The organism is Camelimonas sp. FR25 (assembly GCF_059740505.1).
In genome coordinates this window covers 1-26320 of sequence record NZ_JCAWFG010000091.1, presented here as the reverse complement: position 1 = coordinate 26320, position 26320 = coordinate 1, and the positions used below count along the sequence as shown (strand labels likewise).

20 protein-coding genes are annotated in these 26320 nt (G+C 68.0%); 4 read left to right on the top strand and 16 right to left on the bottom strand.

Going from position 1 to position 26320, the window contains the following annotated elements; genetic code table 11:
- Window positions 1-175 precede the first annotated feature (175 nt).
- The gene (locus tag AC6A67_RS12900; RefSeq protein WP_498036957.1) at window positions 176-1174 is read left to right on the top strand and encodes a LysR family transcriptional regulator; all 999 of its coding nucleotides are present in this window, start codon (window positions 176-178) and stop codon (window positions 1172-1174) included.
- A gap of 46 nt (window positions 1175-1220) precedes the next feature.
- Here AC6A67_RS12900 and acuI read toward each other — a convergent pair whose 3' ends face one another.
- Window positions 1221-2225, bottom strand: a complete 1005-nt coding sequence (gene acuI / locus AC6A67_RS12895; protein WP_498036956.1) for an acrylyl-CoA reductase (NADPH) — start codon at window positions 2223-2225, stop codon at window positions 1221-1223.
- A 985-nt stretch (window positions 2226-3210) separates the two neighbouring features.
- Between acuI and AC6A67_RS12890 the strand changes: the two genes are divergently transcribed.
- Complete coding sequence (locus AC6A67_RS12890) at window positions 3211-3660, top strand: Ros/MucR family transcriptional regulator (protein WP_498036955.1); 450 nt, start codon at window positions 3211-3213, stop codon at window positions 3658-3660.
- Window positions 3661-4115: 455 nt separating this feature from the next.
- Here AC6A67_RS12890 and AC6A67_RS12885 read toward each other — a convergent pair whose 3' ends face one another.
- The 10 genes from AC6A67_RS12885 to AC6A67_RS12840 all read right to left on the bottom strand — a co-directional run bounded on the left by AC6A67_RS12885 (window position 4116) and on the right by AC6A67_RS12840 (window position 19919).
- Complete coding sequence (locus AC6A67_RS12885) at window positions 4116-5402, bottom strand: cell wall hydrolase (RefSeq protein ID WP_498036954.1); 1287 nt, start codon at window positions 5400-5402, stop codon at window positions 4116-4118.
- 746 nt (window positions 5403-6148) lie between these two features.
- Window positions 6149-8815, bottom strand: a complete 2667-nt coding sequence (gene ppdK, locus AC6A67_RS12880) for a pyruvate, phosphate dikinase (protein ID WP_498036953.1) — start codon at window positions 8813-8815, stop codon at window positions 6149-6151.
- 429 nt (window positions 8816-9244) lie between these two features.
- Window positions 9245-9784 (bottom strand): hypothetical protein, encoded by a 540-nt coding sequence (locus tag AC6A67_RS12875; RefSeq protein WP_498036952.1) that lies wholly within the window; start codon window positions 9782-9784, stop codon window positions 9245-9247.
- The gene (locus AC6A67_RS12870; protein ID WP_498036951.1) at window positions 9784-10233 is read right to left on the bottom strand and encodes an ElaB/YgaM/YqjD family protein; all 450 of its coding nucleotides are present in this window, start codon (window positions 10231-10233) and stop codon (window positions 9784-9786) included. The genes AC6A67_RS12875 and AC6A67_RS12870 overlap by 1 nt, the downstream gene beginning before the upstream one ends.
- A 559-nt stretch (window positions 10234-10792) precedes the next feature.
- On the bottom strand, window positions 10793-12235 hold the full coding sequence (locus AC6A67_RS12865; RefSeq protein WP_498036950.1) for an FAD-binding oxidoreductase: 1443 nt from the start codon (window positions 12233-12235) through the stop codon (window positions 10793-10795).
- The gene (locus tag AC6A67_RS12860) at window positions 12232-13491 is read right to left on the bottom strand and encodes a class I SAM-dependent RNA methyltransferase (RefSeq protein ID WP_498036949.1); all 1260 of its coding nucleotides are present in this window, start codon (window positions 13489-13491) and stop codon (window positions 12232-12234) included. Before AC6A67_RS12860 ends, AC6A67_RS12865 begins: the two co-directional genes overlap by 4 nt.
- Window positions 13492-13687: 196 nt before the next feature.
- On the bottom strand, window positions 13688-14419 hold the full coding sequence (locus AC6A67_RS12855) for a TlyA family RNA methyltransferase (RefSeq protein WP_498036948.1): 732 nt from the start codon (window positions 14417-14419) through the stop codon (window positions 13688-13690).
- A gap of 4 nt (window positions 14420-14423) precedes the next feature.
- The gene (gene dxs / locus AC6A67_RS12850) at window positions 14424-16337 is read right to left on the bottom strand and encodes a 1-deoxy-D-xylulose-5-phosphate synthase (RefSeq protein WP_498036947.1); all 1914 of its coding nucleotides are present in this window, start codon (window positions 16335-16337) and stop codon (window positions 14424-14426) included.
- Window positions 16338-16661: 324 nt separating this feature from the next.
- On the bottom strand, window positions 16662-16922 hold the full coding sequence (locus tag AC6A67_RS12845; protein ID WP_498036946.1) for an exodeoxyribonuclease VII small subunit: 261 nt from the start codon (window positions 16920-16922) through the stop codon (window positions 16662-16664).
- Between the two features lie 60 nt (window positions 16923-16982).
- Window positions 16983-19919, bottom strand: a complete 2937-nt coding sequence (locus tag AC6A67_RS12840) for a DUF2339 domain-containing protein (RefSeq protein ID WP_498036945.1) — start codon at window positions 19917-19919, stop codon at window positions 16983-16985.
- Window positions 19920-19986: 67 nt separating this feature from the next.
- On the opposite strand from AC6A67_RS12840, the gene AC6A67_RS12835 reads away from it, so the two are divergent.
- Window positions 19987-20409, top strand: coding sequence for a hypothetical protein (locus AC6A67_RS12835; RefSeq protein WP_498036944.1), 423 nt, complete (start codon window positions 19987-19989; stop codon window positions 20407-20409).
- 75 nt (window positions 20410-20484) lie between these two features.
- Here the strand turns inward: AC6A67_RS12835 and AC6A67_RS12830 are convergent, their stop codons facing one another.
- The 3 genes from AC6A67_RS12830 to ygfZ all read right to left on the bottom strand — a co-directional run bounded on the left by AC6A67_RS12830 (window position 20485) and on the right by ygfZ (window position 23267).
- Window positions 20485-21051, bottom strand: coding sequence for an HD domain-containing protein (locus tag AC6A67_RS12830; RefSeq protein WP_498037074.1), 567 nt, complete (start codon window positions 21049-21051; stop codon window positions 20485-20487).
- A 393-nt stretch (window positions 21052-21444) separates the two neighbouring features.
- Window positions 21445-22221 (bottom strand): DNA-3-methyladenine glycosylase I, encoded by a 777-nt coding sequence (locus tag AC6A67_RS12825; protein WP_498036943.1) that lies wholly within the window; start codon window positions 22219-22221, stop codon window positions 21445-21447.
- Between the two features lie 164 nt (window positions 22222-22385).
- The gene (gene ygfZ, locus AC6A67_RS12820; protein ID WP_498036942.1) at window positions 22386-23267 is read right to left on the bottom strand and encodes a CAF17-like 4Fe-4S cluster assembly/insertion protein YgfZ; all 882 of its coding nucleotides are present in this window, start codon (window positions 23265-23267) and stop codon (window positions 22386-22388) included.
- A 461-nt stretch (window positions 23268-23728) separates the two neighbouring features.
- On the opposite strand from ygfZ, the gene AC6A67_RS12815 reads away from it, so the two are divergent.
- Entirely contained in the window at window positions 23729-25066 is a 1338-nt protein-coding gene (locus AC6A67_RS12815) for a dihydroorotase (protein ID WP_498036941.1), read from the top strand.
- A gap of 164 nt (window positions 25067-25230) precedes the next feature.
- On the opposite strand, the gene AC6A67_RS12810 is transcribed toward AC6A67_RS12815, so the two are convergent.
- Window positions 25231-25779, bottom strand: coding sequence for a L,D-transpeptidase (locus AC6A67_RS12810; RefSeq protein WP_498036940.1), 549 nt, complete (start codon window positions 25777-25779; stop codon window positions 25231-25233).
- Window positions 25780-25922: 143 nt separating this feature from the next.
- Window positions 25923-26320 (bottom strand): hypothetical protein (locus AC6A67_RS12805; protein ID WP_498036939.1); only part of this gene is annotated, 398 nt, incomplete at its 5' end.

The window sequence follows — 26320 nt, the reverse complement described above, 5'->3', positions numbered from 1 at the left end:
GGCTCAGCTGGCGCGAGCGACGCTGCGGCGCGGCGCACAGGGCGGCGCCGGTCTGGGCAGAAGGTGGGACAGATCCGGTGTTTGCGCCATAGGGCTGCACGCAATCGTTTTCTTGCAAATTTGCAAGCCGGCGCCATCATCCGCACATGGACATCACCAAACGCAGGAGGGCCGGGTGAGCGAGGCAGCCACGGACACCACCCGCGGCGCCGAAGCCGCTTCCGCCCGCGCCCGCCTCAGCAATCACGCGGTGCCGCTCGACGATTTCCGGCTGGTGCGCGCCATCGCCGCCGCCCAAGGGCTGGCCGGCGCGGCCGCAGCCCTTGGCGTCAATAATTCCACCGTGTTCCGGCGACTTGCCCAATTGGAGCGCACGCTGGACTGCACGCTGTTCGAGCGCCGGCGCGGCGGTTATGTGCTGACGGCGGCGGGCGAGGAAATGGTCGCGGTGGCTGACGCCATGGAAGACGCCGCCACCGGCTTTCTGCGCAAGGTCGAGGGCAAGGATCTGGCGCCGTCAGGCGAATTGCGCGTCACCACCAATGACGGCCTGATGTCGACGCTGATGATCGACATTATTGGCCGTTTCCGCGCGCAATATCCGCTGATCCGCCTCGACATGGTGGTCGACAACGCCAGCCTTAACCTGTCGCGTCGTGACGCCGACATCGCCCTGCGCGCCACCGAAAAGCCTGCCGAAACCCTGGTGGGGCGGCGCATCGGCAAGATCGCCTGGGCGGTCTATGGCCGGCGGGAGGATTTCCCTAACGCGACTGGCGAGCATCTGCCGGAAGTGTGCGCCAAGGCGAGCTGGGTCGGTCTCGGCGGCGAGCTCAGCGAGATCCGCGCCGCGCGCTTCGTGCGCGACCAGGCCGGGGGGCATGATCACGTGGGCTACCGGGTCAACACGGTGCGCTCGCTGCTCGACGCCATCGCCATGGGCCTGGGGGTGGGGCCGCTGCCCTGCATGAACGCCGATTTGCGCCCCGATCTCGTGCGGCTGTCGCCGCCGCACAATGACATGTCGAGCGCCATGTGGCTGCTGACCCATCAGGATCTGCGGAATGCGCCGCGCGTCCGCGCCTTTATGGATTTCGTCGGCGGCGAGTTGGCCCGGCGGCGGGCGCTGATCGAGGGCGACGAGCCTTACGTCGCCCCTGAGTCTGAGGCCTGAGAGCCGGGGCGCGACCTGCGTCCGTCCCGGCTCACGGCGTCAAGGCTCAGCCGATATCGACCACGAGGCGACCGCGCACCTTGCCGGCGAGGATGTCGCGAGCGGCGTCGGGCACGTCTTCGAGCCGGATGTGGCTGGTCATGTTGCCGAGCTTGCGCAGGTCGAGCTCGCGGGCTAGCCGGCTCCAGGCTTCCTGCCGGTCTGGCGTCGGGCACATCACGCTATCAATCCCGAGCAGCGCCACGCCGCGCAAGATGAACGGCGCCACCGAGCCTGGCAGATCAATACCCTGGGCGAGGCCACAGGCAGCCACGGCGCCGCGATATTTCGTGCCGGCGAGGGCGTTGACCAGCGTGTGCGAGCCGACGGAATCGATCACCGCCGCCCAGCGTTCCTTGCCGAGCGGCCGGCCAGGCTCAGACAGTTCGCTGCGGTTCATGATGGTGGTCGCGCCGAGGGCCTGCAGGTAGCCAGCCTCTTCCGGGCGGCCGGTCGAGGCGATGACCTCCCAGCCCGCCGCCGCCATCAGCGCCACCGCCACCGAGCCGACGCCGCCAGCGGCGCCCGTGACCAGCACCGGGCCGCGATCTGGCGTCAGGCCGTAGCGATCGAGCGCCATGCGGCAGAGCATGGCGGTGTAGCCCGCCGTGCCAATGGCCATGGCCTGAGCGGCGGTGAGGCCTACTGGCAAGGCGACCAGCCACTCGGATTTGACGCGAGCGCGCTCGGCGTAGCCGCCGGGATGGCCTTCTCCAACGCCCCAGCCATTGAGGACGACCGAGGCGCCAACCGGGAACGCCGGATTGTCCGACGCCTCAACCACGCCTGCGAAGTCGATGCCCGGGATCATCGGAAAATTGCGCAGGATGGGCGAGCGGCCAGTGACGGCGAGGCCATCCTTGAAATTGACCGTGGAATGGGTGACCCGAACCGTTACGTCGCCATCGGCGAGGATGCTGTCGTCCACCGTCTCGACGGCGACGGTGTGGCCTTTTGCGTCTGCATCACCCGATTTGCGCGCAACCAGCGCGCGAAAACTGTCTGTCGCCATGGTGTTTCCTCCAGTCTGTAACGTTGGGGGCGCGTGCCCCAAATCTGCCCTGGCCAATCTGCCCAGGCCAATCTTGCCCTGGCCTGGCGCTGCCAGCGCCGCGCCAGTCCCCTCAGCCCGTGTCACGCCTGCCCGTCTCAAGCTGGCCCGTCGCTCGCCGCGCCCGTATCAGATCTCGCCTGGCCGTGCTGCGACCATAGCGCAACTGACGCGGGTCCTGCGATGACGCATGCCGGAGGCAGGGAGCGCCGGAGCATTGGCTCGCGGCCGGCCCGGCTGGCGGCATTACGTGGGGCGACGGCCATAAGCACGACATTGTGGCGCACAGCGCCATACGCACGACGATGTGGCGCACAGCGCCATGCGCACGACGTTGTGGCGCAAAGCGCCATGCGCCACAAGCGCCCGTCGCCGCACGGCCGGGCGGCGATGAACGGTGTGTGCGACGTCTTCGCTCAAAAATGACGGGCCCTACACGGGGCGCATTGTTATTCCCTGAAGGACAATCAAAGTATTCATCGTGCATCTGTCGGGGTTGCGCGATGTTTATTTTGTTGTTGAGTGGTTGATGGGATGTGTGTATGCTTTGAAAGGTGAAGGAGGTGCGCCTTATGACGCTGGCTGTGCGACCGTCGGCATGACGCGCGGTCTATACAGTGTCCGGATGGGCTACATCAGGATTACGCGCCGATCGACGCCATTATGCGATGTCTGAAGCCGCCGGCAGGCGACCGGCGACGTTGTGGCGACAGGTGATTGGCGACGTACGACCACCTGCGCGCGACCATCTGCGCGCGACCATCTGCGCGCGACCCTTTGCAGGCGCGACGACTCCCGGGCGCGTCACGCGCAGGAACCGCTCCGATGTTCTGCAGCAACGCCTCTGGCGTCGCAAAACTGCGATTGCCGTTGTTGCGACAGGTTGCGGCGCCGACGGGCTGACCAAGGTTGACGATCTTGAGCGACGATCCAGAGGAGAACAGTCGTGTCAGAAGATCCCGTGGACGACAACATTATTACCATGACCACAAGTATTGTGTCGGCATATGTACAAAACAACCAGATAGACAGTGATCAGCTTTCCGAGGTGATCAACTCTGTGCACAATTCCCTTACGCGGCTTAGCGGCGCTGCGTCCGAACCGGCCAACAAGCTCAAGCCCGCCGTGCCCATCAAGCGCTCAGTGACGCCCGAATACATCGTTTGTCTGGAGGATGGCAAAAGGTTCAAGTTCCTGAAACGTCATCTCAGCGCGGCTTTCGGCATCACGCCCTCTGAATACCGGGCCAAATGGAACTTGCCGCCAACCTATCCGATGATCGCACCAAACTACGCTTCGCCACGCACGCGTGGCCCCTATGGCTATAACGACATTTTCCAGCCGGAAGGTGAGCGACCGGCCGCCGCCGCAGGGCGGCGCAAGACTGGCGCCTGACCTGGCGAGGCCTGGCCTCTTCGGCGCCAGTCCTTCTGCCGCCAGTTCACCTGCCGCAAGTCTATTTGGGGCAAGTCCATTTGAGGCAAGTCCATTTGAGGCAAGTCCATTTGGGGCAAGTCCAATTGAAGCACGTCCTTTTGGGGCGAGCCCAACTGGGGCCTGTCTTGCTGGCGCCTGTGTGGCAAACCACGTTCTGCCTGACGTTGCTGACGATCAGCCAGCAGCCAGGCAGCGCAACGAAACGATGTGGCGCGTGCCAGGTGCAAGGAACGCCAGCTGGCCAAGGCAGGCGAAGAACGCGAAGCGGGCAAAGCGGCGGACGCCGGATGGAGAGCTGGCGTCCGGCGCCGCCGCCTGACCCTGCCGCGTCTTCATCACGCACCGATCTGGCCTTGGCTGCCTCACAGGCCTGCATGGCGCTTCCCCGGCGTGCCGTGAGACCGGGTCCAGCGTCAGGTCTGGCCAGGTCGCAGCTGGTAGAAGATGTGGCGGCCGATGACGTCGTTTTTCTTGAGCTTGCGGGCCCAGCGCGGCCGCACATAATTGGCGTGATAATGCGTGGCGCCGCCTACGTCCGCCAGGTAAGTCTGGCCGGTATAGACCGCGCGGGCGATCTTGACCGCCTGGTTCCACGCCGCTGTCTCATTGGTCGCCAGCTTCTTGCCTTCGCAGGCAAAGGTGAACTGGCAGGCGAGATGGCGGTGGCGGTTCTGATAGACCACGCCACAGATCGACGTGGGATAGAGCCCGCTCTTCACCCGGTTGAGCACCACCTGGGCGACGGCCGCCTGACCTGCCGGCGGCTCGCTGCGCGCCTCGAAATACACCGCTTCGGCAAGGCAACGCTGTTCCCGCTCCAGCTGGTTGGGCGCGATCAGGCTGGCGTAATTGGGCCGGCCAGGGTTGATGCGCGCCACCACGGTCATGTCGCTGCCCTCGATCACCGGAGCGGCGGCGATCTCCATGGGGGTCGCTTCTGGCGGCGCCGGCGTGGCCGAGGCCAGCGCCATGGCGCGGGGCGCGGCGGGCGTGCCGCCGTCCCTGGCGTCGCTGGGGCGGCGCCACAGCCGTGCGGCGCGCCGGGCGCTGCCATAGAGCGGGCCAGCGGCCCCGGACGTCGCCGCTTCTGCAATGCCAGTGGCGTCGGCGCGGACACTCTCGGGCGAAGCCTCCGAGCTTTGCGCGGTGGTGGCGCCCATATCGTCATCGACCGACTCAAACCGCATAACCTCGGACAGTTCCGGCGTCTCGATGCTGCCTTCCATCAGAATGGTGCCCGGCAACAACCGGTCATCGCGGCTGAACAGCAATTTGCCGCTCTGCCGCGCCGCGCGGGTCATGGCGACGTCGCGGCCAGTGCGGCTCAGCGAAGCGCGGAGGTTAACCTCGGGCGCGCCCTTGCGATCGCGCGCCACCTCGGGGAAACGTGGCGCCCCGCCGTGGCCGGCCTGGCGCTTCAGTTCGGCCCGTGGGGCGTCGCCGACCGCGCCAGCTGGCGCGGCTAATCCTTGCGCCAGACCACGCCCCAGCGCGGTGAGGCTGCGCGCGTCCGGATCGAGGCCGAGGGCGGCAGACGCCAGCCCTGGGGCCTGGGGCACCAGCTCGCCGATATCGAGCATGGCCGAGGCAGCCAGCCCCGGCGCCACCGAGACGCCTACGCTCAGGTCCTGCCCGGCCGTGGCGGTGAACGACACCAGCATGCTCACGCCGAGCGCCCAGGGGGCGGTCGTCGCGCACATCCATTTCATTCTGTTCCGTCGCAAACGCATGGGCGAAGACCGTCACTTCAAGGCGGAAGCCGCTGTCGCCATCGCGCAAGACGCTGTGGCGAAACGGTTTCCGATATCCATAAGAGAATCGCTGAACAGGGTTGAGAAAACGTAAAGCGCCAGCGGCATATGCGTCACTTTGGGCTGGGCGCTGCTTCAGCGCGCTGCGCCAACGGCCGCCACCCCGCCGTCATGCCCGTGCCCGTCACGGGCATCCACGTCTGTGCGGCGGCCATTCAGGGGGCGGCGCGGGCAGCCGGGGCGGGGCGTGCATGGGGGAAGACGTGGATGGTCGGGTCAAGCTCGACCATGACGGCTGGAGTTGGCGGCGGGCGTGGGCCAGGACGCAGCGACGCCAAGTTGCATCGCGCGGTCAGGACGACAACGCGCGCCAAGGGCGTTTTCACGCCCGCCACCCCGCCACCCCGCCGTCATGCCCGTGCTTGTCACGGGCATCCACGTCTGTGCGGCGGCCGTTCCGGCGACGGCGTTGGCAGTCGGGGCGGAGGCGTGCATGGGGGGAAGACGTGGATGGTCGGGTCAAGCCCGACCATGACGGTTGCTGTTGGTGGGGCGGCGCGGCCCGTATCGGCGCGGCCCATAGCACGGTGGCGGCGCCCTGAAGCGAAGCGGCCCGCCGATGCGACTGTCGTCGCGATCTGGCGGGCCGCTCCAGATGCAGCTTTCGACGGACCTGTGACAGGCCCGCCCACGGCTTAGCTGGCCTTGCGGATCGCTGCCTGGGCGGCGGCGAGGCGGGCGATTGGCACGCGATAGGGCGAGCAGGAGACGTAATCCAGGCCCGTGTCCTCGCAGAAGGTCACTGATGCCGGGTCGCCGCCGTGTTCGCCGCAGATGCCGACCTTGATGCCGGGACGGGCGGCGCGACCACGTTCCACACCGATGCGCACCAGCTCGCCGACGCCATCCTGGTCGATGGTGACGAAGGGGTCGGCTGGCAGCAGGCCATTCTGGGTGTAATTGCCCAGGAAGGTCGCGGCGTCGTCGCGGCTGATGCCCAGCGTCGTCTGGGTGAGGTCGTTGGTGCCGAAGGAGAAGAACTCCGCCGATTCCGCAATCTCACCAGCCCGCAGCGCCGCGCGCGGCAGCTCGATCATCGTGCCGACCTGATAGGTGAACTGCGCCCCAGTTTCCTGCTGCACGGCGGCGGCCATGGCGTCGATGCGGGCCTTGACCAGATCGAGCTCCGGCCGGGTCATCACCAGCGGCACCATGACCTCCGGGATCACCGTCTGGCCCGTCGCCTTCGACGCCTCGACAGCGGCCTCGAATATGGCGCGCGCCTGCATCTCGGCGATCTCCGGATAGGCGACGGCAAGGCGCACGCCACGGAAACCGAGCATCGGGTTGAACTCGTGCAGCTCCTGGGCGCGGCGGCGCACCCGCTCCGGCGTCGCGCCAATGGCCCTGGCCACCTCTTCGATGTCGGCCTCGGTGTGCGGCAGGAACTCATGCAGCGGCGGGTCGAGCAGGCGGATGGTCACCGGCAGGCCGGCCATCAGCGTGAACAGCTCGGCGAAATCCGAACGCTGCATCGGCAACAGGCGGGCGAGGGCGTTGCGCCGGCCCTCCTCGTCCTCGGCCAGGATCATCTCGCGCATGGTCATGATGCGCGAGGCGTCGAAGAACATGTGCTCGGTACGGCACAGGCCGATGCCCTCGGCCCCAAAGGTCAGCGCCGTGCGGGCGTCCTTGGGGGTGTCGGCATTGGCGCGCACCTTGAGGCGGCGACCGGCGTCGGCCCAGCCCATCAGCGTGGCGAATTCACCCGACAGCTCCGGCTCGATGGTCGGCACGGCGCCAGCGAACACCTCACCGGTGCCGCCGTCGAGGGTTATGACGTCGCCCTTCTTCAGGGTCTGGCCGCCGACCGTCATGGTCTGGGCCTTGTAATCGACGCGGATCGTGCCAGCGCCCGAGACGCAGGGCTTGCCCATGCCGCGCGCCACCACGGCGGCGTGCGAGGTCATGCCGCCACGGGTGGTCAGGATGCCCTCGGCGGCGTGCATGCCGTGAATGTCTTCCGGGCTGGTCTCGACGCGCACCAGAATGACCTTGCGGGCCGCCTTGCGCGCCTCTTCCGCCTCATCGGAGGTAAAGACGATCTCGCCACAGGCGGCGCCGGGCGAGGCCGGCAGGCCATTGGCGATGACGTTGCGCGGCGCCTTGGGATCGAGGGTCGGGTGCAGCAGCTGGTCGAGCGCCTGGGGCTCGACGCGCAGCACGGCCTCTTTCTGGGTCAGCAGGCCTTCATTGGCGAGGTCAACGGCGATGCGCAGCGCGGCGCGCGCCGTGCGCTTGCCATTGCGGGTCTGCAGCATCCACAGCTTGCCCTCCTCAACCGTGAACTCCATGTCCTGCATGTCGCGGTAGTGCTTCTCAAGCAGACCGTAGATGCGGACGAGCTCGGCGTAGACCTCCGGCATCTCCTTCTCGAGCGAAGGCTTGTCGGAGCCGGCGGCGATGCGGGCGGCCTCGGTGATGTCCTGCGGCGTGCGAATGCCGGCCACCACGTCCTCGCCCTGGGCGTTGATCAGATATTCGCCATACAGCGCGCGTTCGCCGGTGGACGGATTGCGGGTGAAGGCGACGCCGGTGGCCGAGGTGGCGCCGCGATTGCCGAACACCATGGCCTGCACGTTGACGGCAGTGCCCCACGAGGCCGGAATGCCGTGCAGCTCACGATATTTGTTGGCGCGGGCGTTCATCCACGAGCCGAACACGGCGCCAATGGCGCCCCACAGCTGCTCATGGGCGTCCTGCGGGAACGGCCGGCCGAGTTCGGCCTGAACGATGCCCTTGTAGACGTCGACGAGGCCGCGCCAGTCGGCGGCGGTCAGGTCGGTGTCGAGGCCATAGCCCTGGCGGTTCTTCACCTGGTCGAGGGCGTCCTCGAAATGGTGATGGTCCACATTCAGCACCACGTTGGAATACATGGTGATGAAGCGGCGGTAGCTGTCCCAGGCGAAGCGCTCGTCGCCGGAAAGGCGGGCCACTGTCTCAACCGTGTCATCGTTGAGGCCGAGGTTGAGCACCGTGTCCATCATGCCCGGCATCGAGGCGCGGGCGCCGGAGCGCACCGACACCAAAAGCGGGTTGTCGCGGTCGCCAAAGCTCTTGCCGGTGATGGCTCCAACCTGCGCCAGCGCGGCGTTAACCTGCGCTTCCAGATCCGCCGGGTACGACTTGCCATTGGCGTAGTACCAGGTGCAGACCTCGGTGGTCACGGTAAATCCGGGCGGAACCGGGAGGCCAAGATTGGCCATCTCGGCAAGGTTCGCGCCCTTGCCGCCCAGAAGGTTCTTCATTCCCGCTTCGCCTTCAGCGCGTCCGTCGCCGAAGGAGTAGACCCACTTAGTCATGGTTGGCGCCACTCTCTTGGTTAGCATGCCAGGTTTGGGCAGGGTTTACGGATAGAATTCGAAAAGGCAATGCGAGAATCCGATCTCGCGCCGCATTTTCCATGCGCTCGCTGTAAATTCGGGGCTTTTTCGGCTTATTTCAGCGGAATTTCGGTGAAATGCACTGGATAAAGGCTATGTGTGGCGCATCTGGAGCGCCTGGGCGCGGGGATTTGTCGCCGGAACGCGCGGCTGGCGCGTGTGGCGCCGCCGCCGTCCCGGCGCCCAGGTCGCCGGTGTGGGCACGACGTCGCCGGGGGCGCCGTGCTCCTGCCGCAGAATTTTTTCACATGCTGTCGCAACTATTTCTGCAAAACATTGCGGAACTACAGCGACAGGTTGTCGTCACACGAAAAAGCTGCGCCGGCGCAGCAGCGTCGGCGCGGCGCTTTACATGCGGCGCCCCAGCAATACGCCGACGATGACCGCCGCCAAAGTGGCGTTGATCATGGTCTTGCGGGCTACTGGCTGCTTGCGCTCACCCGTGACCTCTTCAGCGATGCTGGCGCCGATTGACCTGATTCGCTCGCCGGCCGCGCGGGCCGCCTCGAACGCCTGGCCTGCCGCAGCGCCCGCAACCTGCACGCCAGCGCCCGTGGCGGCGCTGACCGCCGCCGTGCGCAGGCTCTGGGCGTCGCTCGCCGCCGCCGCCGTCAGGCCCTGCACCGTGGCTGCGGGCGTCGGGCGCGGTTTGCGGAAGGCGTAGAGCAGGGCGACGATGGCCACCAATAGCGCGGCGCCCGCCACCGACAGATGACCGGCGATCGGTCCGTAGTGGAAGGTCACCACCAGAAACAGCGCGCTCAGCAGCGCCGACAGCAGCAGGATCAGCGCCGCCACCGCCAGGACGACGCCAATCACCAGGCGGGTAAGGCTCTGCCTGGTTTCAGCGATGCGCGCGTTGGCCGCCGCCATCAGCGCGCTGAACATCAGCGGCTCCGGCTCATCATACCGATGACAACGCCAATGCCGAGCGCCGTGAGCACGGCGCCGAGCGGATTGCGCCGCACCGTATCCTCGACATCGGTGGCGAAGGAGGCGGCGTGCTGGCGGGCCGAACCGGCGACCTCAGCGCCGGCGGCGCAGGCGTCAGCGGCGGTGCCGTAGACAGTGTCGCGTACGGCGCGAACGCCGTCGCCGACAACCGACGCGGCGGCGGCGCCGCGATTGCCGGCGATGGCGGCGATGGACTCGGTGAGGCGGGCGATATCCTCGCGCAGCTGGCGCAGATCATCGGAAATGGCGTCGCCGGCCTCGCTGGCGGCGGCGCGGGCTTCCTCGGCGCCTGCCTTCACTTCTTTTGCCGCGTCCTTGGCGGTCGCAGAGGCAATGTCGCCAATACGTTGGGTCGGGGACGTCGCATCGTCGTTCTGTGCCATGCCTGTGCGCTCCTGCAGCTGCGCGCATCCGCGTCTTGCGACGCCAATGCGTGACGCCTGTGAGGGACCCGTGCGGCGCAGTGCGCGGGGCGCGCGGGTCCGGGTGGTGAGCCGGGCGCCCGATAAACCGCCAGCGCCCATCGGCCAACGGTAAGACGCCCTGCCAAAAACAATCTATCCGACGCCCTGCCAAACGCCGCGGCGCCGCCATGCCAGCGCGGCGAGGGCGGCTCATCAAGCTTGCGCCGGGCGTCGGTCGCGATCAACCGCCATCGTCCGCCGTGGTTAAGCTCCGGCAGCCCTGGCGTACGTCGTCACGCCACGACGCCAACCGCGCAGCACACGTCGCCGGACTGTTTGCAAAACGTAAGCGCGCCGCAATTGGTTCCGCAGGCGACCGATGGGGTGGTGATGGGACGGCGGGCCACAACGACAAAGGCCGCCGGGAGCCGGCGGCCTTTGTCGTCGGAAACGCAATTGCGCCCCGCGCACATGAAAGTGGCCAACCGGCTACGGCTTAGAGCTAGCCGCCTGCGGCCTAGAGCCAACCGCCTGCGGCTTAGAGCATCGCGCCGGGGTTGAGCGCGCCGTCGGGATCGATCGCCTGCTTCAGCGCCCGCATCAGATCGAGCGCCACGGGATCCTTGACGCCTGGCAGCAGATCGCGCTTCAGGCGGCCCACGCCATGTTCAGCCGAAATCGAGCCGTCGAGGCGGGCGACGATGGCGTGCACCTGTGCGTTCATGGCGTCCCACTGGTCGAGGAACGCGGCCTTGTCCATGTCGACGGGCTGGTTGACGTTAAAGTGAATGTTGCCGTCGCCCATGTGACCGAACGGCACCGGTCGGCAGCCAGGGACCATCTCCGTCACGCAGGCGATGGCCTCGTCAAGGAATTGCGGGATCAGCGCCACTGGCACCGAGACGTCATGCTTGATCGAGCCGCCTTCGTGCTTCTGCACCTCGGACAGGGCCTCGCGCAGGGTCCAGAAGCCGTGGCGCTGGTCGAGCGAGGCGGCGATGGCGGCGTCGGCCACCACGCCATCCTCAATCGCCTGGCCGAGCACGGCCTCCATAATGTCGTCGAGGCCACTTTCTGCGGGCGAGGACAATTCCAGCAGCACATACCAGGGCGAGGCGTCGGACAGCGGATCGCGGGCGCCGGGAATGTGGCGGACCACGAACTCCACGCCGATGCGCGGCACCAGCTCGAAGGTAGTGAGGGATGAGCCAGCCTGGGCCTTGGCCAGCAGCAGCAGATCCAGCGCCGCCTGCGGATTGGCCACCGCGCAGAAGGCGGTGGCGCGGCTGCGCGGCCGTGGGAACAGTTTCAGCACCGCTGCGGTGACGATGCCCAGGGTGCCTTCCGAGCCGACGAACAGATCCTTGAGGTCGTAGCCGGTGTTGTCCTTGCGCAATTTGTTGAGGCCACGCCAGACGCGGCCATCGGCCAGCACCACTTCCAGCCCCATCACCAGGTCGCGGGTGTTGCCATAGGCCAGCACCGCCGTGCCGCCGGCGTTGGCGGCGATATTGCCGCCGATGGTGCAGGAGCCTTCGGAGGCCAGCGACAGCGGGAACAGCCGGTCAGCCTGCTCGGCCAGTTCCTGCACCCGGAGCAGGGTCATGCCCGCCTCCACCGTCATGGTGTCGGTGAGCGGGTCAATCTCGCGCACGGCGTCCATGCGGGTCAGCGACAGCACGATGGCGTCGATATCCGCCCCCGGGATCTGGCCGCCGACGAGGCCGGTGTTGCCGCCCTGCGGCACGATGGCGAGGCCCAGTTCCCGCGCATGGCGGACCACGGCGACCACCTCATCGGTGCTGGCCGGCCTGACGATGGCCCGGGCCACGCCCTGATAGAGGTCGCGCGCCTCGCGCAGGAACGGCTCCATGTCCGACGGCGCAGTGACGACGTGGCGCGCGCCGACGATGGCGGCGAAGCCGCTGAGGTCGACCGGGGCGCGGACAACAGGGGTGGAGAGTGCGACGGGCTTGCTCATCGTCTGGCCTTTGATGCGCGTTCAAACACGCCAATGACTTCCGTGTGGGCGGAATAGCGGAACTGGTCGACCGGGGTGACGCTGGCGAGACTGAAACCGCCGGCCAGCAGGATCGCGGCGTCGCGCGCAAAACTCACCGGATCGCAGGAGATATACACCACCTTGCCGATCTTCGCGGCGGCGATCTGCCGGGCCAGCGCCTCGGCGCCGGCGCGCGGCGGATCGAGCACCAGCGCGTCGAATTTGTCGATCTCCTGCGGGAACAGCGGCCGGCGAAACAGGTCGCGCTTCTCGGTGGTGACGCGCTTCAGCCCGGGGGTCATGCGGAAGGCGCGGTCGAGGGCGCTGAGCGCCGCCTCCTCCAGCTCGATGGCGTGCACTTCGGCCCGCTCGGCGAGGCGCAGGGCGAATGGTCCGCAGCCGGAAAAGCAGTCGACGACCCGCTTCACCTTGCCGATCGCCGCCAGCATGATGTCGGCCAGCGCCTGCTCGCCAGCCGCCGTGGCCTGCAGGAAGCCGCCGGGCGCCTGGGCGACCAGCGCCTTGCCCATTGGCACATGCGGCGGGCGGCGCTCGACCAGAATGTCGCCGTGCAGCGACAGGCGGGCCAGATCAAGCCGCTCGGCCAGCTCCACCAGCCGCAGCCGGGTTGGGCCAGCCTGCTTGCCGAGGTTCTTCTGGCCAAGGCCGCGGATGTCGACGTCGACGCCCGCCTGGGTGGCGGTGAGCTGGATATCCAGCGGCTTGCCGAAGCTGGCGAGCAGACGGGTGATGGCCAGCGCCATCTCCGGCGCCCGCGCAAGGCCGGGGTCCAGCTCAAGGCAACGGTCGATGGCGATCAGTTCGTGGCTGCGCGGCGCCATGAAGCCCACGGCGGGTTTGCCAGGCCCGGTGCGGCCATGCAGGGTGATGCGCCGGCGGCCAGAGCCGCGCGCATCGATCATCGGGTTGAGCGCCACGTCGACCCCGCCGCGATGCAGGGCGCCGCGCACCGTCGCCATCTTCCACTCGGTGTAGAGATCAGGCGCCATATGGCGGGCGACGCAGCCGCCGCAGCGGTCGAACCAGACGCAGTCCTGTGCCTTGCGTTGCGGCGACGGCTGCAGCACCTCAAGCAACTGGCCGCGATCGCCGGTGACCTCGGCCTCGACCAGTTCGCCGGGCAGGGCGCGGTCGATGAACACGGGTCCATTGGGCGTCCGCGCCACTCCGTCGCCCTTGGCGCCCAGATGGTCGATTGTCAGTTGCTGCGCCACGAAAGGCCCTTCCCAGGAAATAGGTGCGCACGCCAGCGGCCGGCGGCGGCGTGAAGCAGCGCTTTTGCGCCCTGTGGCGGCGAAAATAAACCCCGCACGCGGAAGTCAGTCTGGCCGAAATGTCGCGGCGTCAGCAAGCGCGGGCGAGGTGGCGAGGTGACGACCTGGCGAGGCGCCTGCGCCCGCGCGCCCTGCGTCAGCCGCGCCAGATGGCGCCGACGAGAAACTCCTGATTGCCGTCGCCGCCGGCGATCGGCGAGTCGATCACCCCAAGGCAATCGAAGCCAAGCTCGCCCAATTGCGTGACGATCGCCGCGCAGGCGCGCTGGCGGGCGTCGGCGTCGCGCACCAGGCCCTTGTCGACAAAAGCGCGGCCCACCTCAAACTGAGGCTTGATCAGCGCCGCAAGCCCGGCCCCAGGCGCCAGTAGCGCCGGCACGCCTGGCAGCACCAGTCGCAACGAGATGAAGCTGAGGTCCATCACCACCAGCTCCGCCCTGGCGCCGAGACGCTCCGCCGTAACGGCGCGGGCGTCGAGCCCCTCCAGCGAGGTGACGCGCTGATCTGCGGCGATACGCGGATGCAGCTGGGCATGGCCGACATCCACCGCCAGCACCTGGGCCGCGCCGCGCGCCAGCAGCACGTCGGTGAAGCCGCCGGTGGAGGCGCCAAGGTCGAGGCAAATCTTGCCTTCAGGATCAAAGCCGAAATGCGCGAGCGCCCGCTCCAGCTTGACGCCGCCGCGCGACACCCACGGATAGGGCGCCGCAGCCGACACCTCATCGTCGGGGCCGATCTGCTCCGAGGCCTTGCCGATCACCCGGCCATTGACGCTGACCAGCCCTGCGGCGATCGCCTCCTGGGCCTTGGTGCGGCTCTCGAACAGGCCGCGCGCCAGCAGCGCGCGATCGGCGCGGTCGCGGCTCACGGGATCAGCCGGCCTTGCGCGCGGCGCCGTCGGCCTGGCCCAACGCCGCCATCACCTTGGCCACGATGCCGGCGGCGTCGAGACCCGCCTCGGCATACATGCGCTCGGGCTTGTCATGCTCCTGATAGGCGTCGGGCAGGGTGAGGGCGCGCACCTTGAGGCCGCCATCGAGCAGGCCCTCATCACTCAGCGCCTGCAGCACCCAGGAGCCGAAGCCGCCGACCGAGCCTTCCTCGACCGTGACCAGCACCTCATGGCTGCGGGCCAGCTGGCGGATCAGCTCCAGGTCAATCGGCTTGGCGAAGCGGGCGTCGGCGACGGTGGTCGACAGGCCGCGCGCCTCCAGCTCTTCGGCCGCCTTGAGGCTCTCGGCGAGGCGGGTGCCGAGCGACAGGATGGCGATGCGGTCGCCCTCGCGGATCAGCCGGCCCTTGCCGATCGGCAACACCTCGCCGCGCTCCGGCATGTCGACGCCGACGCCTTCGCCACGCGGATAGCGGAAGGCGATGGGGCCAGCGTCATAGGCTGCGGCGGTGGCGACCATGTGCACCAGCTCCGCCTCATCGGCGGCGGCCATGATCACCATATTCGGCAGGCAGCCGAGATAAGCGAGGTCGAAGGCGCCGGCGTGGGTCGGGCCATCGGCGCCGACGAGGCCCGCCCGGTCGAGCGCGAAGCGCACCGGCAGGTTCTGCAACGCCACGTCATGCACCACCTGGTCGTAGCCGCGCTGCAGGAAGGTGGAGTAAATCGCGCAAAACGGCTTGTAGCCCTCGGTGGCCATGCCTGCGGCGAAGGTCACCGCATGCTGCTCGGCGATGCCGACGTCAAAGGTGCGGGTCGGAAATTCCTTGCCGAACAGATCGAGGCCGGTGCCCGACGGCATGGCGGCGGTGACGGCCACCACCTTGTCATCGGCGCGGGCCTGCTGGATCAGCGCATCGGCGAACACCCGGGTATAGGCCGGGGCATTGGCCTTGGGCTTGGACTGCGCCCCGGTCACCACGTCGAAGGTGACGACGCCGTGATATTTGTCGGCGGCGGCTTCGGCCGGGGCGTAGCCCTTGCCCTTCTGGGTGACGACGTGCAGCAGCACCGGGCCATGGTCGCCGTCGCGCACATTCTTCAGCACCGGCAGCAGGTGCTCGAGATTATGGCCGTCGACCGGACCGACGTAATAGAAGCCGAGCTCCTCAAACATCGTGCCGCCGGTCAGCATGCCGCGGGCGTATTCCTCGGCGCGCTGGGCGTTCCGGTAGACGAAATCCGGCAGCTTGCTGGCGATCTGTTTGCCCATCTCGCGCAAGGAGCGATAGGTCCCGCCAGACACCAGCCGCGCCAGATAGGCTGACATGGCGCCCACGGGCGGGGCGATTGACATGTCATTGTCGTTGAGAATGACGATCAGCCGTTCGCCGCGCGCCCCGGCGTTGTTCATCGCCTCATAGGCCATGCCCGCCGACATGGCGCCGTCGCCGATGACGCAGATGACATTGCGCGGCTCGCCCTTGAGCTGGCTGGCCACCGCCATGCCGAGACCGGCGGAAATCGAGGTGGACGAATGGGCGGCGCCGAAGGGGTCGTATTCGCTCTCGGCGCGCCGCGTGAAGCCCGACAGGCCGCCGCCCTGGCGCAGGGTGCGGATGCGGTCGCGGCGACCGGTCAAAATCTTGTGCGGATAAGCCTGGTGGCCGACGTCCCAGATGATCCGGTCATGCGGCGTGTTGAACACGTGATGCAGTGCGACGGTCAGTTCTACCACGCCAAGGCCGGCGCCGAGATGGCCGCCAGTCACCGACACCGCGTCGATGGTTTCGGCGCGCAACTCTTCGGCGACCCGGGGTAGGTCGCTTTCAGGAAGGGTTCGCAGATCAGCAGGGATGCGAACTTTATCGAGGAGCGGGGTCTCGACGGCCAAGGGACTACCTTCACATTGGGGCGCGGGCCCGGGGCGGGGCGAGCGGCGCGCTGGTCGGCGCGCGCCATGCAAGGGCGCGCGTTCCGGCCATCCGCACATAAGCCTTCATGGCCGCAAGGTCAAAGATTCAGCCTTGCCGCCCAGCCGATCGGGGCGTCGCCTGTCGCCGCGCCATTGGCGCCGTCGTTGGCGTTATGACGAGGCGGGGCAGGGCAAAAGCGGGCGAGAGCTGGCAAAAGCGGGATCAGCCGGGGCAGGCGTGAGCGACGCGGCATGGCGGCGGGCGCCGCCGTATGGCTGCTGGGTCGCCGCGTCGGGTTCAGCTCATTCGGGGTCAAGCGGCGTGACGCCGGCAGGACGGCCATCGGCGCCGAGGGCGATTTTTTCGATCCGCGCTTCGGCGGCGCGCAGCAGCGCCTCGCAATGACGCTTCAGCGCCTCGCCGCGCTCAAAAATCGCGATCGATTCTTCCAGCTCGACCCGGCCTTCCTCCAGCCGGCGCACGATCGCCTCCAGCTCCGCCATGGCGGCCTCAAACGGCAAAGCGCTCAGGTCTGCGGACGCATCGGGTGCGGTGGCGGTCATGGCGTGATCCTTGTGGCCTGTGCGGGTCAGCGGCTGTTATCGCCCGCAGAGCCGCAAGGCTCAAGCGGCGCCGCTCGCGCCATCCCCGTCATCGCCAGCTGGCGGCGCGCCAGGGCGGGCCCCAGGCGGGAACAGCAACAATTGATAGGCGCGGGCGACGCCGATCAGCACGAGGCCAAGGCCGATGAACGATAGCGCCCGCCAGACGCCGTCGAGGTCAGCCATGTCCGACAGAAACGCCTTCAGCACCGCGACGATAATAAAGAAGGCCGAGGCCTGGCGGATGATCTGGCGGCGCTGCAGCAGCCCCCAGGCCAGCAGCACCACGCCAATCACCAGTGAGGCTACCGTGTAGCTCAGCCATTCGGCGTCGCTGGCGCCGAGATCCATGGCGATCACCGGCCCCTCGAAATAGCGCCGGATCTGCATCACCACCCACAAGCTGAACAGGGCCAGCGCCAGAACTGCGGTGGCGAGGGTGCGCCAGCGCGGCCAGATGGAGCGATTGCCCATGGCCAGAAGGCCTGCGATCAGCGCCGGGGCCAGATAGGCTGGCAGCAGCGAGTTGAACAGCACGCCGCCGCTAATCGGCTCGCCGGTGATCAGCGGATTATTGCCGAGGATCAGGCCGAAAACGATCACCGCGAACGAGCCGAGCGCCAATACCAGCGCGCCGATGCGATAGACCGGATCGGCGCGGCGCAGGTTGAGGCGCGACAGCGCCATGGAGAACAGCAGGCCGCTGACGGCGATGAGCCCGGATTCCAGATGGCCAGAGCGGATGGCGAAGGGGTCGCCATGGTTGAGCGCGTGGCGGATCTCGAACACCGTCAGCAGTACGGCGAAGATGATCGCCAGGCTCTCGCACAAGGCCGTGATGCGGTCGCGGCCTTGCCTCGCCAGCAACCAGGCGGCGGCGGCGAAGGCCAGCGCCGGCACGCCATAGCCCCACAGCAGCCAGTTGAACACGGGAATAGCGCCAATCGCCCCCTCGGCGGCGATAGCCGGATTGGCGATGATCCGCCCGAGCAGCAGCACGCCAATGCCGCCCACTGCATAGCGCAGGGCTGGCAACTCCATGCGCAGGGCGATCCACGCCACCGCAGGAGCCATCAGCGCGAAGGCGACGGTGAGCATGCCCTTGTCGAGGGCAAAGGTCAGGCCGAGCGCGATCGCCGCCACGGCGGCGCTGGCGATGGCGCCGGCGGCGAGTTTGCGCTGCGGCGCCTCAGCCTCGGGGCCGCTGCGCAGCCGGCTGACCAGCGCCACGCCCAGGCCGGCGAGCAGCGCGGCGACCAGCGCAAACGGAATGCTGATGGCGAAATGCGCGATCTTCATCCACACGACCGCCAGCGCGCCCAGCGGCGTCAGCGCTGCGGCGGCGGCATAGGTTGCTGCGGCTGGCAGCGGCAGATCGCGCCCCTGGACAAGGCGGCGCAAGGCGAGGGCGCTTACCGCACCGGCGGCGACAACCGCAAACGCCAAATACAGCGTCAGATTTTCCGGCATGGGCGCGGCCCCGACGCCGCCTGGCGCGAGCGCCGAGGTTTCGGCGCGGGCGAGGCGCAGCACCGGCCAGTTCCACAACGCGCCGGCGGTCACCGCGCCGGCGACGAGGCTGGCGCCGGCCACTGCCGCTGCGGCAAGGGAGCTGCCTAGCAGCACGGCGATCAGCGCGGCGCCGATCAGCACCCGGCCGGCGACGCTTAGATGCAGGTCAAGACAGCCGAGGCCGAGCGCCGCAAAGCCGATCAGCGCCAGCAGGGCCAGCCAGTCGGTGCGGGCCTCCCGGTCTGGTGCGCCGAGGTAAGGCTGGATGGCGAGGGCTGCGGCGGCGAGGGCGAGCTGGATCACCGCGTGAGCGCTAGCGGCCAGCGGCGTGTCATAGCCCGCCGACATCAACGCCAGCCCCCACAACCACGCGCCGACGGCGGCGGCCACCGCCAGCCAGCGCCAGCGACGCAGGCGGGCGAGGGCGTAAGCTGCGCTCACCGTCACGGCGAGATAGAGCACCAGTGGCCACAGCTGCGGCTGCTCGCTGGCCACCAGCAGGGGCGCCGCCAGCGCCGCCGGCAGGCCAAGCGCGGCCAGCGCCGGACCCTGCAACGCGGCGCTGAACATGGTCAGCACCGCCACGAGGCCGAGAATAACAAAGGCCGCCGCCGGGCCGATGAAGCCATATAGCGCATAAGCGGCGTAGGTGGCGCCAAACACGCAGGCGGCCCCGGCGGCGGTGAGGGCGGCGGAGGCGCCAGGGGTGGCGAAGGGCCGATCATCTGCGGGCAAGGCGCGGCCTGCGGCGCGATCCCGCCGCCGCATCCATTCGCCGGCGCCAATCAGCCCAAGGCCGAGCAAGGCGCCCATGCTGACCCGCGCCGCCGGGCCGAAATAGCCCTGCTCGATGCTGAAGCGCACCAGCATCAGCCCGCCGATCGCCAGCGCCAGCGCGCCGACCCAGACGCTCCAACGTGCGCCGAGCTTCTCCTCGAAGCTGCGCCCATCGCCGCCACCCGATTTTTTCTGCTTCGCAGCGGCTTTCGCCGCGCTGTCGCGGCCAGGCTGGGCGTCGGTGGCTTTTGCGGGCGGGGTGGTCGGTTGTTCCGGCCCTGTCGGCGCGCCTGCGACCAGCGGCGGCTGGGCCAGGTCGCCGGCGCTTGCGGGAGACATAGCAGGGGAGCTTGCAACAGCAGGCGCAGCATCGCCAGAAGCGACGTTTTCGAATGGCGCGGCGGCGGGCGTTGGGCCTGCCGTCGCCTTGACGGCGTCAACTGCAAGCCCGGTCGCCGCGGCGGCTGGCGCCGGCGCTGGCGTTGTCGGGCGGTCTGCGAGGGCGTTGAGGCGCTCAAGCACGGCGCGATGGCTGGCGTCGAGGCGGGCCACGCGGCCTTCGAGCAGGTGAATGCGACTGCGCTGCCTGATGACGAGGATCAGCGCCAGCAAGGCCATCAAAGGGAAAGAGAGCGCCAGCAGAATGAAAGCCGTCAGTTCGCTGTCCACCTGCGCCCCCTCCCGATGCGGCCAGCGCCGCCCCACGTCGGCATCATGTCGGCCCCAAGCCGGCCTCATGCATGCCAGCTGCTTCGCCGGCTGGTTATCGGTGATATTTTTCGGCTCGCAAAGCGCGCCGTCGTTCCGCCTGGTCGCTGATGGCGCCAGACACGGCAATGGTGAAGCCTTGAGGGAGGCGAGACGACGCGCGCCGATGCAGCTTGCTTATATGGGGAGCCAATTGGCATCCGGGAAGCTCAAGGCAGGCTGGCGTGCGCCGCTTTGGGGCAGGCCGCAGGCCAGCGGGCTGGACGGCCCCACCCCGACGGATTCACCAGGCGTTAACCAGAGCGTGGCCATACTCCGGTTGATCTTTGACGACTGTCCCGGCGTCGATCGTTCGCCGATCCGCTATGATACTGCGGTGTTTGCACAAGGCCGCCAGGGCACGCGCGGCGCCAAACCGCCGGGCGCTTGGCGCCGTTTGTTCATCCTCTGAATCAGAATCTGGCCGGTGGCGCAATGTGCTGATTACCTTGGGTAATATCGGTGTGGCGCAGGCGCGTTGGCGGCCTCAGCCTGGGCCAAAAAGTGCGTCGAAGCGCGCGAGGAAGCGACGGCTCGCCTCATCCGCCGACCATGGCGTCAGCCAGTCATCAGTGCGAAAGCCCAGCGTGGCCGGCTTGCCAAAAATCTCCGTGGCTTCCTCAGGGCTGAAGCCGGCGAGCGCCACCGCCTCCAGCCACGCCGATTGCCGGTCGGCCTGTTTGGTGATGCGATGGATCAGCGGCGCGGTGCGGGCGCTGAGGCCAAAACGCAGATGGACCGCCTCCTGCAAGCGCGCCTCGACGCGGCTGTAGTCACCGCCGAGCACCGCCTTGAACGGCGAGATCATGTCGCCGATCACATATTCGGGAGCATCGTGCAGCAGCACCGCGAGCCGCCCCTTGCGGGACAGATGCGGGTGCAGATCGGCGGCGATGGCCTCAACCAGCACGCTGTGCTGGGCCACCGAGAAAATCGCCGCGCCCCTCGTCTGGCCATTCCAGCGCGCCACCCGGGCGAGGCCGTGAGCGATGTCAGCGATCTCGATGTCGAGCGGCGAAGGGTCGAGCAGATCAAGCCGCCGCCCCGACAACATGCGCTGCCAGGCGCGCGGCCCAGGCGCAGCGCCCTTGCGACGGGGCGTTCTGGGGCGCGCCGCAAGAGGCGCAGGGTTCGGCGCAGGGTTAGGCGCAGGCGCATCATCGCGGTGCGCCCCGCCATCTGCTCCCACGCCAGCGGGCGCCAGATCGCCGCCTGTTGTGTCGCCGCGCGCGCTCGCGCCCACCTTGCGCCGCAAAACGGGATTGGGCGCGTCCTGCGGGCTAACGATCTCCGCCTCGTGCGCGGCGCCGGCGTTGATTGCGGATGTGGGTCTGGCTGTCACGGGTCGCGGTTCACTGTCTCATGTGGCGCTGGCTGGCCCATGTCCTGTTACGCCATAGGCGACGCCCACAGGACGCCCAGAAAACGCTGTTGCTGCGCGCCGGCCTCACGGCGACGTGCAGGAAAAGCCCGCCGGGCGGGCGCAGGCGGCGCATTCGGCGTGGCGAAAACAGTCGACCAGATGGTCATTGACCATGCCGACCGCCTGCATGAAGGCATAGGTGATGGTCGGACCGCAGAACTTGAAGCCGCGCCCCTTCAGATCCTTCGACATGCGCTTTGAGGCGTCGCTGTCCACCGGCGCCTCGGCGCGACTACGCAGGGTGTTTTGCACCGGGGCGCCGTCGACGAAATCCCACAGATAGCGGGCGAAGCCCTGGCGCTGCTGGATGTCGAGATAGGCGCGGGCCCCGGCGATCGTGCCCTCGATCTTGGCGCGATTGCGCACGATGCCCGCGTCGGCCATCAGCCGCGCCACATCATCCTCACCGAAAGCGGCGATGCGTTCGGGCTCGAAATCGGCGAAGGCGCGGCGGAAATTGTCGCGTTTGCGCAAAATGGTGATCCACGACAGGCCGGCCTGAAAGCCATCGAGGATCAGCTTTTCGAACAGCGCCCGATCGTCGAACTCCGGCACGCCCCATTCGTCATCGTGATAGGCGACATAGACCGGATCAACGCCCGGCCACCAGCATCGTGTCCGGCCGTCGGCATGATCGATGAGGCTCGCCGCAGGCAGCGGCGCGGGCGCAGGCTGAGCCGCCGCGTCCGGCGGCGCCGGGGCAGTCTGCGCCGCTTTGGACGCAGGATCGGGCGCGGTCGATCTGGCGTTGCGGGGTTTGGCCGTCGCTTTGGCTCTGGCGCCCTGCGTTGCATTGGCCATGGATCAGCTCCCCCCGTGTGTCCGGCTCGCGCCCCTCTGGCTTGAAGTGAAGAACATATAGCGAACGAATGCAAGCGCGAATTGCCGCCTGGCGCCCCGCTGCCGTCGCCAGGTTATCATGTGACGCTGCCACTCCTGCGCGATGGCAGCGTCAGACGTCGGCTTCACGCCTCGGTTGCGCCGATGGCGAAGCTGGCCCAGGGCTGTTTGTCCAGGGTGACGGCGGCGCCATTGACGGTCAGCGGCGCGCCTGCCGCCCATGCGTCGGCGAGCTTATCGATGCGCACCATGGCGATGGCTTCACTGCCGCTGACAGCGCGCAGATCGCCAATGCGCCGGTCGCCGGCCATAATGTCGTCGTTCTGGGCGGCGCTGGCGCCGTCGGCGAGGCGCGCCATCACCATGCGGGTGCGGGCCGTGCCGCGATGGTGCATGCGCGACACCACCTCCTGGCCGACATAGCAGCCCTTGGCGAAGGCGACGCCGCCGATCTGGTCTAGATCCGCCTCGTGCGGAAACACCTCGCCATAGGCGAAGTCCGCCGAGCCTTCCGGCACGCCCAGGCTGATGCGGTGGGCGCGGTAGTCCTCGGCCGTGGCCGCTGGCGCGCCGCTGTCCCCAATTCGCGCCAGATCGGCCACAGGCGCGACGGCGCGCTGGCCCAGCGCGGCGAGGCGAGGATCGGTCCAGACCACGCCTGGGAGCGGGGCGGCGTCGGCGCCCCAGCTGGCCAATACCGCGAGCTCATCGCTGCGATTGCTGATGCTGACCTTGGCGCGCAGCTTGTAGAAATTCAGCCGCCTCGCGAAGTCTGCGGCGCTGGCGGCGGCGACATCGAGCAGAAAGCCAGCGTCTTCCGCGTCCGGGGCGCGCACAATCTGGAAATCGAACAGGATCTTGCCCTGCGGCGTCAGCAGTGCGCCGGCAGAAGCGGCGCCTGGCGCAAGCGCCTCCACGTCACAGGTGATCAGGCCTTGCAGCAGAGATTGCGCATCGGCGCCGCTCACCGAGATGACGCCGCGATCGACGAGATGGGCTGTAGGCATGGGGGCTCCTGCAGTGTTTTGTCTGGCTCAGGCCAATCGCCACAGGTTTTGGGGGCAACCCATGGGCGACCAGGGGCGCTGGCCGGATCACGCCAGGCGGTGCGCCAGCGCGGCCCAAGACATAGTCCGCCTTGCCCTGGCTTCCAAGTTGTCGCAGGCGGCGCCGAAAGGGCGGCAGGCCCGGCGCCAGATGGCGGCGCGCCGGGGTACTTGCGGGCAAGGGGCATCAGCGGCTGACATATCTGGGGCAAAGCAACACGCGCGGTTTCGCTCCCGGCGCGCCGCGCCCCATATGGGGGGTACGCCGCCCTTGACCTGCGCAGCCCTCGCCCAGCGCTGTTCGGCGCCCATGTGGCTCCGTCGGCGCCGCTTGATCCGGCGGCGTGACCGGCGCAAAAGAGGGCCAGTTTCCCAACCGTCGCCGGATCGCATGCGACGGGCCGCAACAGGAAAGCACGCTGATGGCCGACACTTATGATCTCGTTCTCGCTGGCGGCAATGTCGTCAATCAGGATGGCGAGGGCATTCGCGATGTGGCGGTGCGCGATGGCGTCATCGTGCATATCGGCGCGGTGGATCATGCCAGGGCGGGCCGGGTCATCGATTGTCGCGGCCTGACCATTCTGCCTGGCGTCATCGACACCCAGGTGCACTTCCGCGAGCCAGGCCTCGATCACAAGGAAGATCTGGAGAGCGGCTCGCGCGCTGCGGTGATGGGCGGCGTCACTGGCGTGTTCGAAATGCCGAACACCAATCCGCTGACCACCACGGCTGAGACCCTCGCCGACAAGGTGAAGCGCGGCCACCATCGCATGCATTGCGATTTCGCCTTCTGGGTCGGCGGCACCCATGGCAACGCCAAAGACATTCCCGAGCTGGAGCGCCTGCCAGGCGCGGCTGGCATCAAGGTGTTTATGGGCTCATCCACCGGCGATCTGCTGGTTGAGGATGATGAGGGCGTCGCCCAGATCCTGCGCCAGACCCGCCGCAGGGCCGCTTTCCACTCGGAAGACGAGATGATGCTGCGCGAGCGCAAGGATCTGCGGGTTGAGGGCGATCCGTCGAGCCATCCGGTGTGGCGTTCGGCGGAGGTGGCCATGCGCTGCACCGAGCGGCTGGTGCGCATCGCCCGCAAGGAGGGCGCCGCCATCCACGTGCTGCACATCTCCACCGCCGATGAAATGCGCTTCCTCGCGCAGCACAAGGATGTCGCCTCCTGCGAGGTGACGCCACATCACCTCACCCTGGCTGGCCCCGAGGCATATGAGAAGCTTGGCACGCTGGTGCAGATGAACCCGCCGGTGCGCGACGCCGCCCACCGCGACGGCATCTGGGAGGGCGTGACCCAGGGCGTCGCCGATGTGCTCGGCTCCGACCACGCGCCGCACACGCTGGAAGAGAAGGCCAAGCCCTATCCGAATTCGCCTTCTGGCATGACTGGCGTGCAGACGCTGGTGCCGACCATGCTCAACCACGTCAACGCCGGCCGCCTCAGCCTCGCGCGCTTTGTCGACATGACCAGCGCAGGCCCGGCCCGGCTGTTCGGCATCGCCAGCAAGGGCCGCATCGCCGTGGGCTATGACGCCGATTTCACCATCGTCGACATGAAGCGCAGCGAAACCATCCGCAATGAATGGATCGCCTCGCGCTGCGGCTGGACGCCCTATGACGGCGTCTCGGTCACCGGCTGGCCTGTCGGCACGGTGGTGCGCGGCCATGTGGTGATGTGGGACGGCGAACTCACCGCCCCATCCCAGGGCGAGGCGGTGCGCTTCTCGCAGGCGTTGCAGCGCGGCTGAGGCTGCGGCGCGCCTGTGGGCGCGCAGGTGATGACCGAGTGTTGACGACGTGGATGCCCGTGACAAGCACGGGCATGACGCGCGAGGGGACAGGGCGCGGGGGCGTGTGGCTCGCGATAAGGCGGGCGAGCGTGTCGGATCACGCCGCCAGCCGGGCTCGCCTGTTACTTGACGATCACCTTGGCGCCATTTTGCACCCGGTTGTACAGGTCGATGGCATCGATGTTGCGCATGCGGATGCAGCCTGAGGATTCGGCGCGGCCGATCTTCTCAGGCTCATTGGTGCCATGGATGCGATACAGCGTATCCTTGCCGTCCTGATACAGATACAGGGCGCGGGCTCCGAGCGGATTGCCGGGGCCGCCCTTGGTGAATTTCACATGCGGCCAGCGGGCCTTCATGTCGGCGGGCGGGTTCCAGTCCGGCCACTCGGCCTTGCGCTGCACCACTGCGGTCCCGGTCCAGCCAAAGGCTTCATTGCCGACGGCCACGCCGTAGCGCATCACCCTGTTATCGGGCAGCACGAAGTAGAGTTGCCGCGCTTTGGTGTCGACGACGATCGTGCCTGGCTCTTCGCCCGTGTCATTTTTCGACATCAGATAGCGGGCGAAGATCGGGTCTTCCTCGGCCTTGGGGACCTGGGCGAGCCATTCAGCGTCCCGCTCCGACACCTGCGGGTCAGGCGTTGTGGTGTAGCAGCCCGAAAGGAGCATGATTGACGCTGCGGCAACCGCCGCCATCGGGAGAAACCGCATCGCCGCCTCGCGCTGTCGCGGGCGAATGCGCCGCGAATCCCTGTGAATTGTTGCTGGCGCAGCGTTAACGAAGCCGCCGCGTCGGCACAATCAGGGCCGGATCACGCAAACGCGAGCGTCTGGGTGTTTTTTGGGCAGGTGTGGCCGGTGTTCCACCATGCAAATGGGCCGCTGCGGTTACGCTCGCGATTGTTGACGCCGTTACATGCTCGCGCGTCCCAGCCGTCGTGCCCGCGCTCGTCCAAATCGTCATCCCCGCGCTCGTCGCGGGCATCCACGCGTTTTCGTCGGCGCCATGGTTGCGCGCCGCAAGTCGTGGATGGTCGGGTCAAGCCCGACCATGACGGCTGGAGGGTGGCGGCGGGCGTGGGCCAGGACGCAGCGGCGCCAAGTTGGATCGCGCGGTCAAGACGACAGCATGGCCAAGGCGTCGCCACTCCCGCCACCAAGCCGTCATGCCCGCGCTCGTCGCGGGCATCCACGCGTTTTCGTCGGCGCC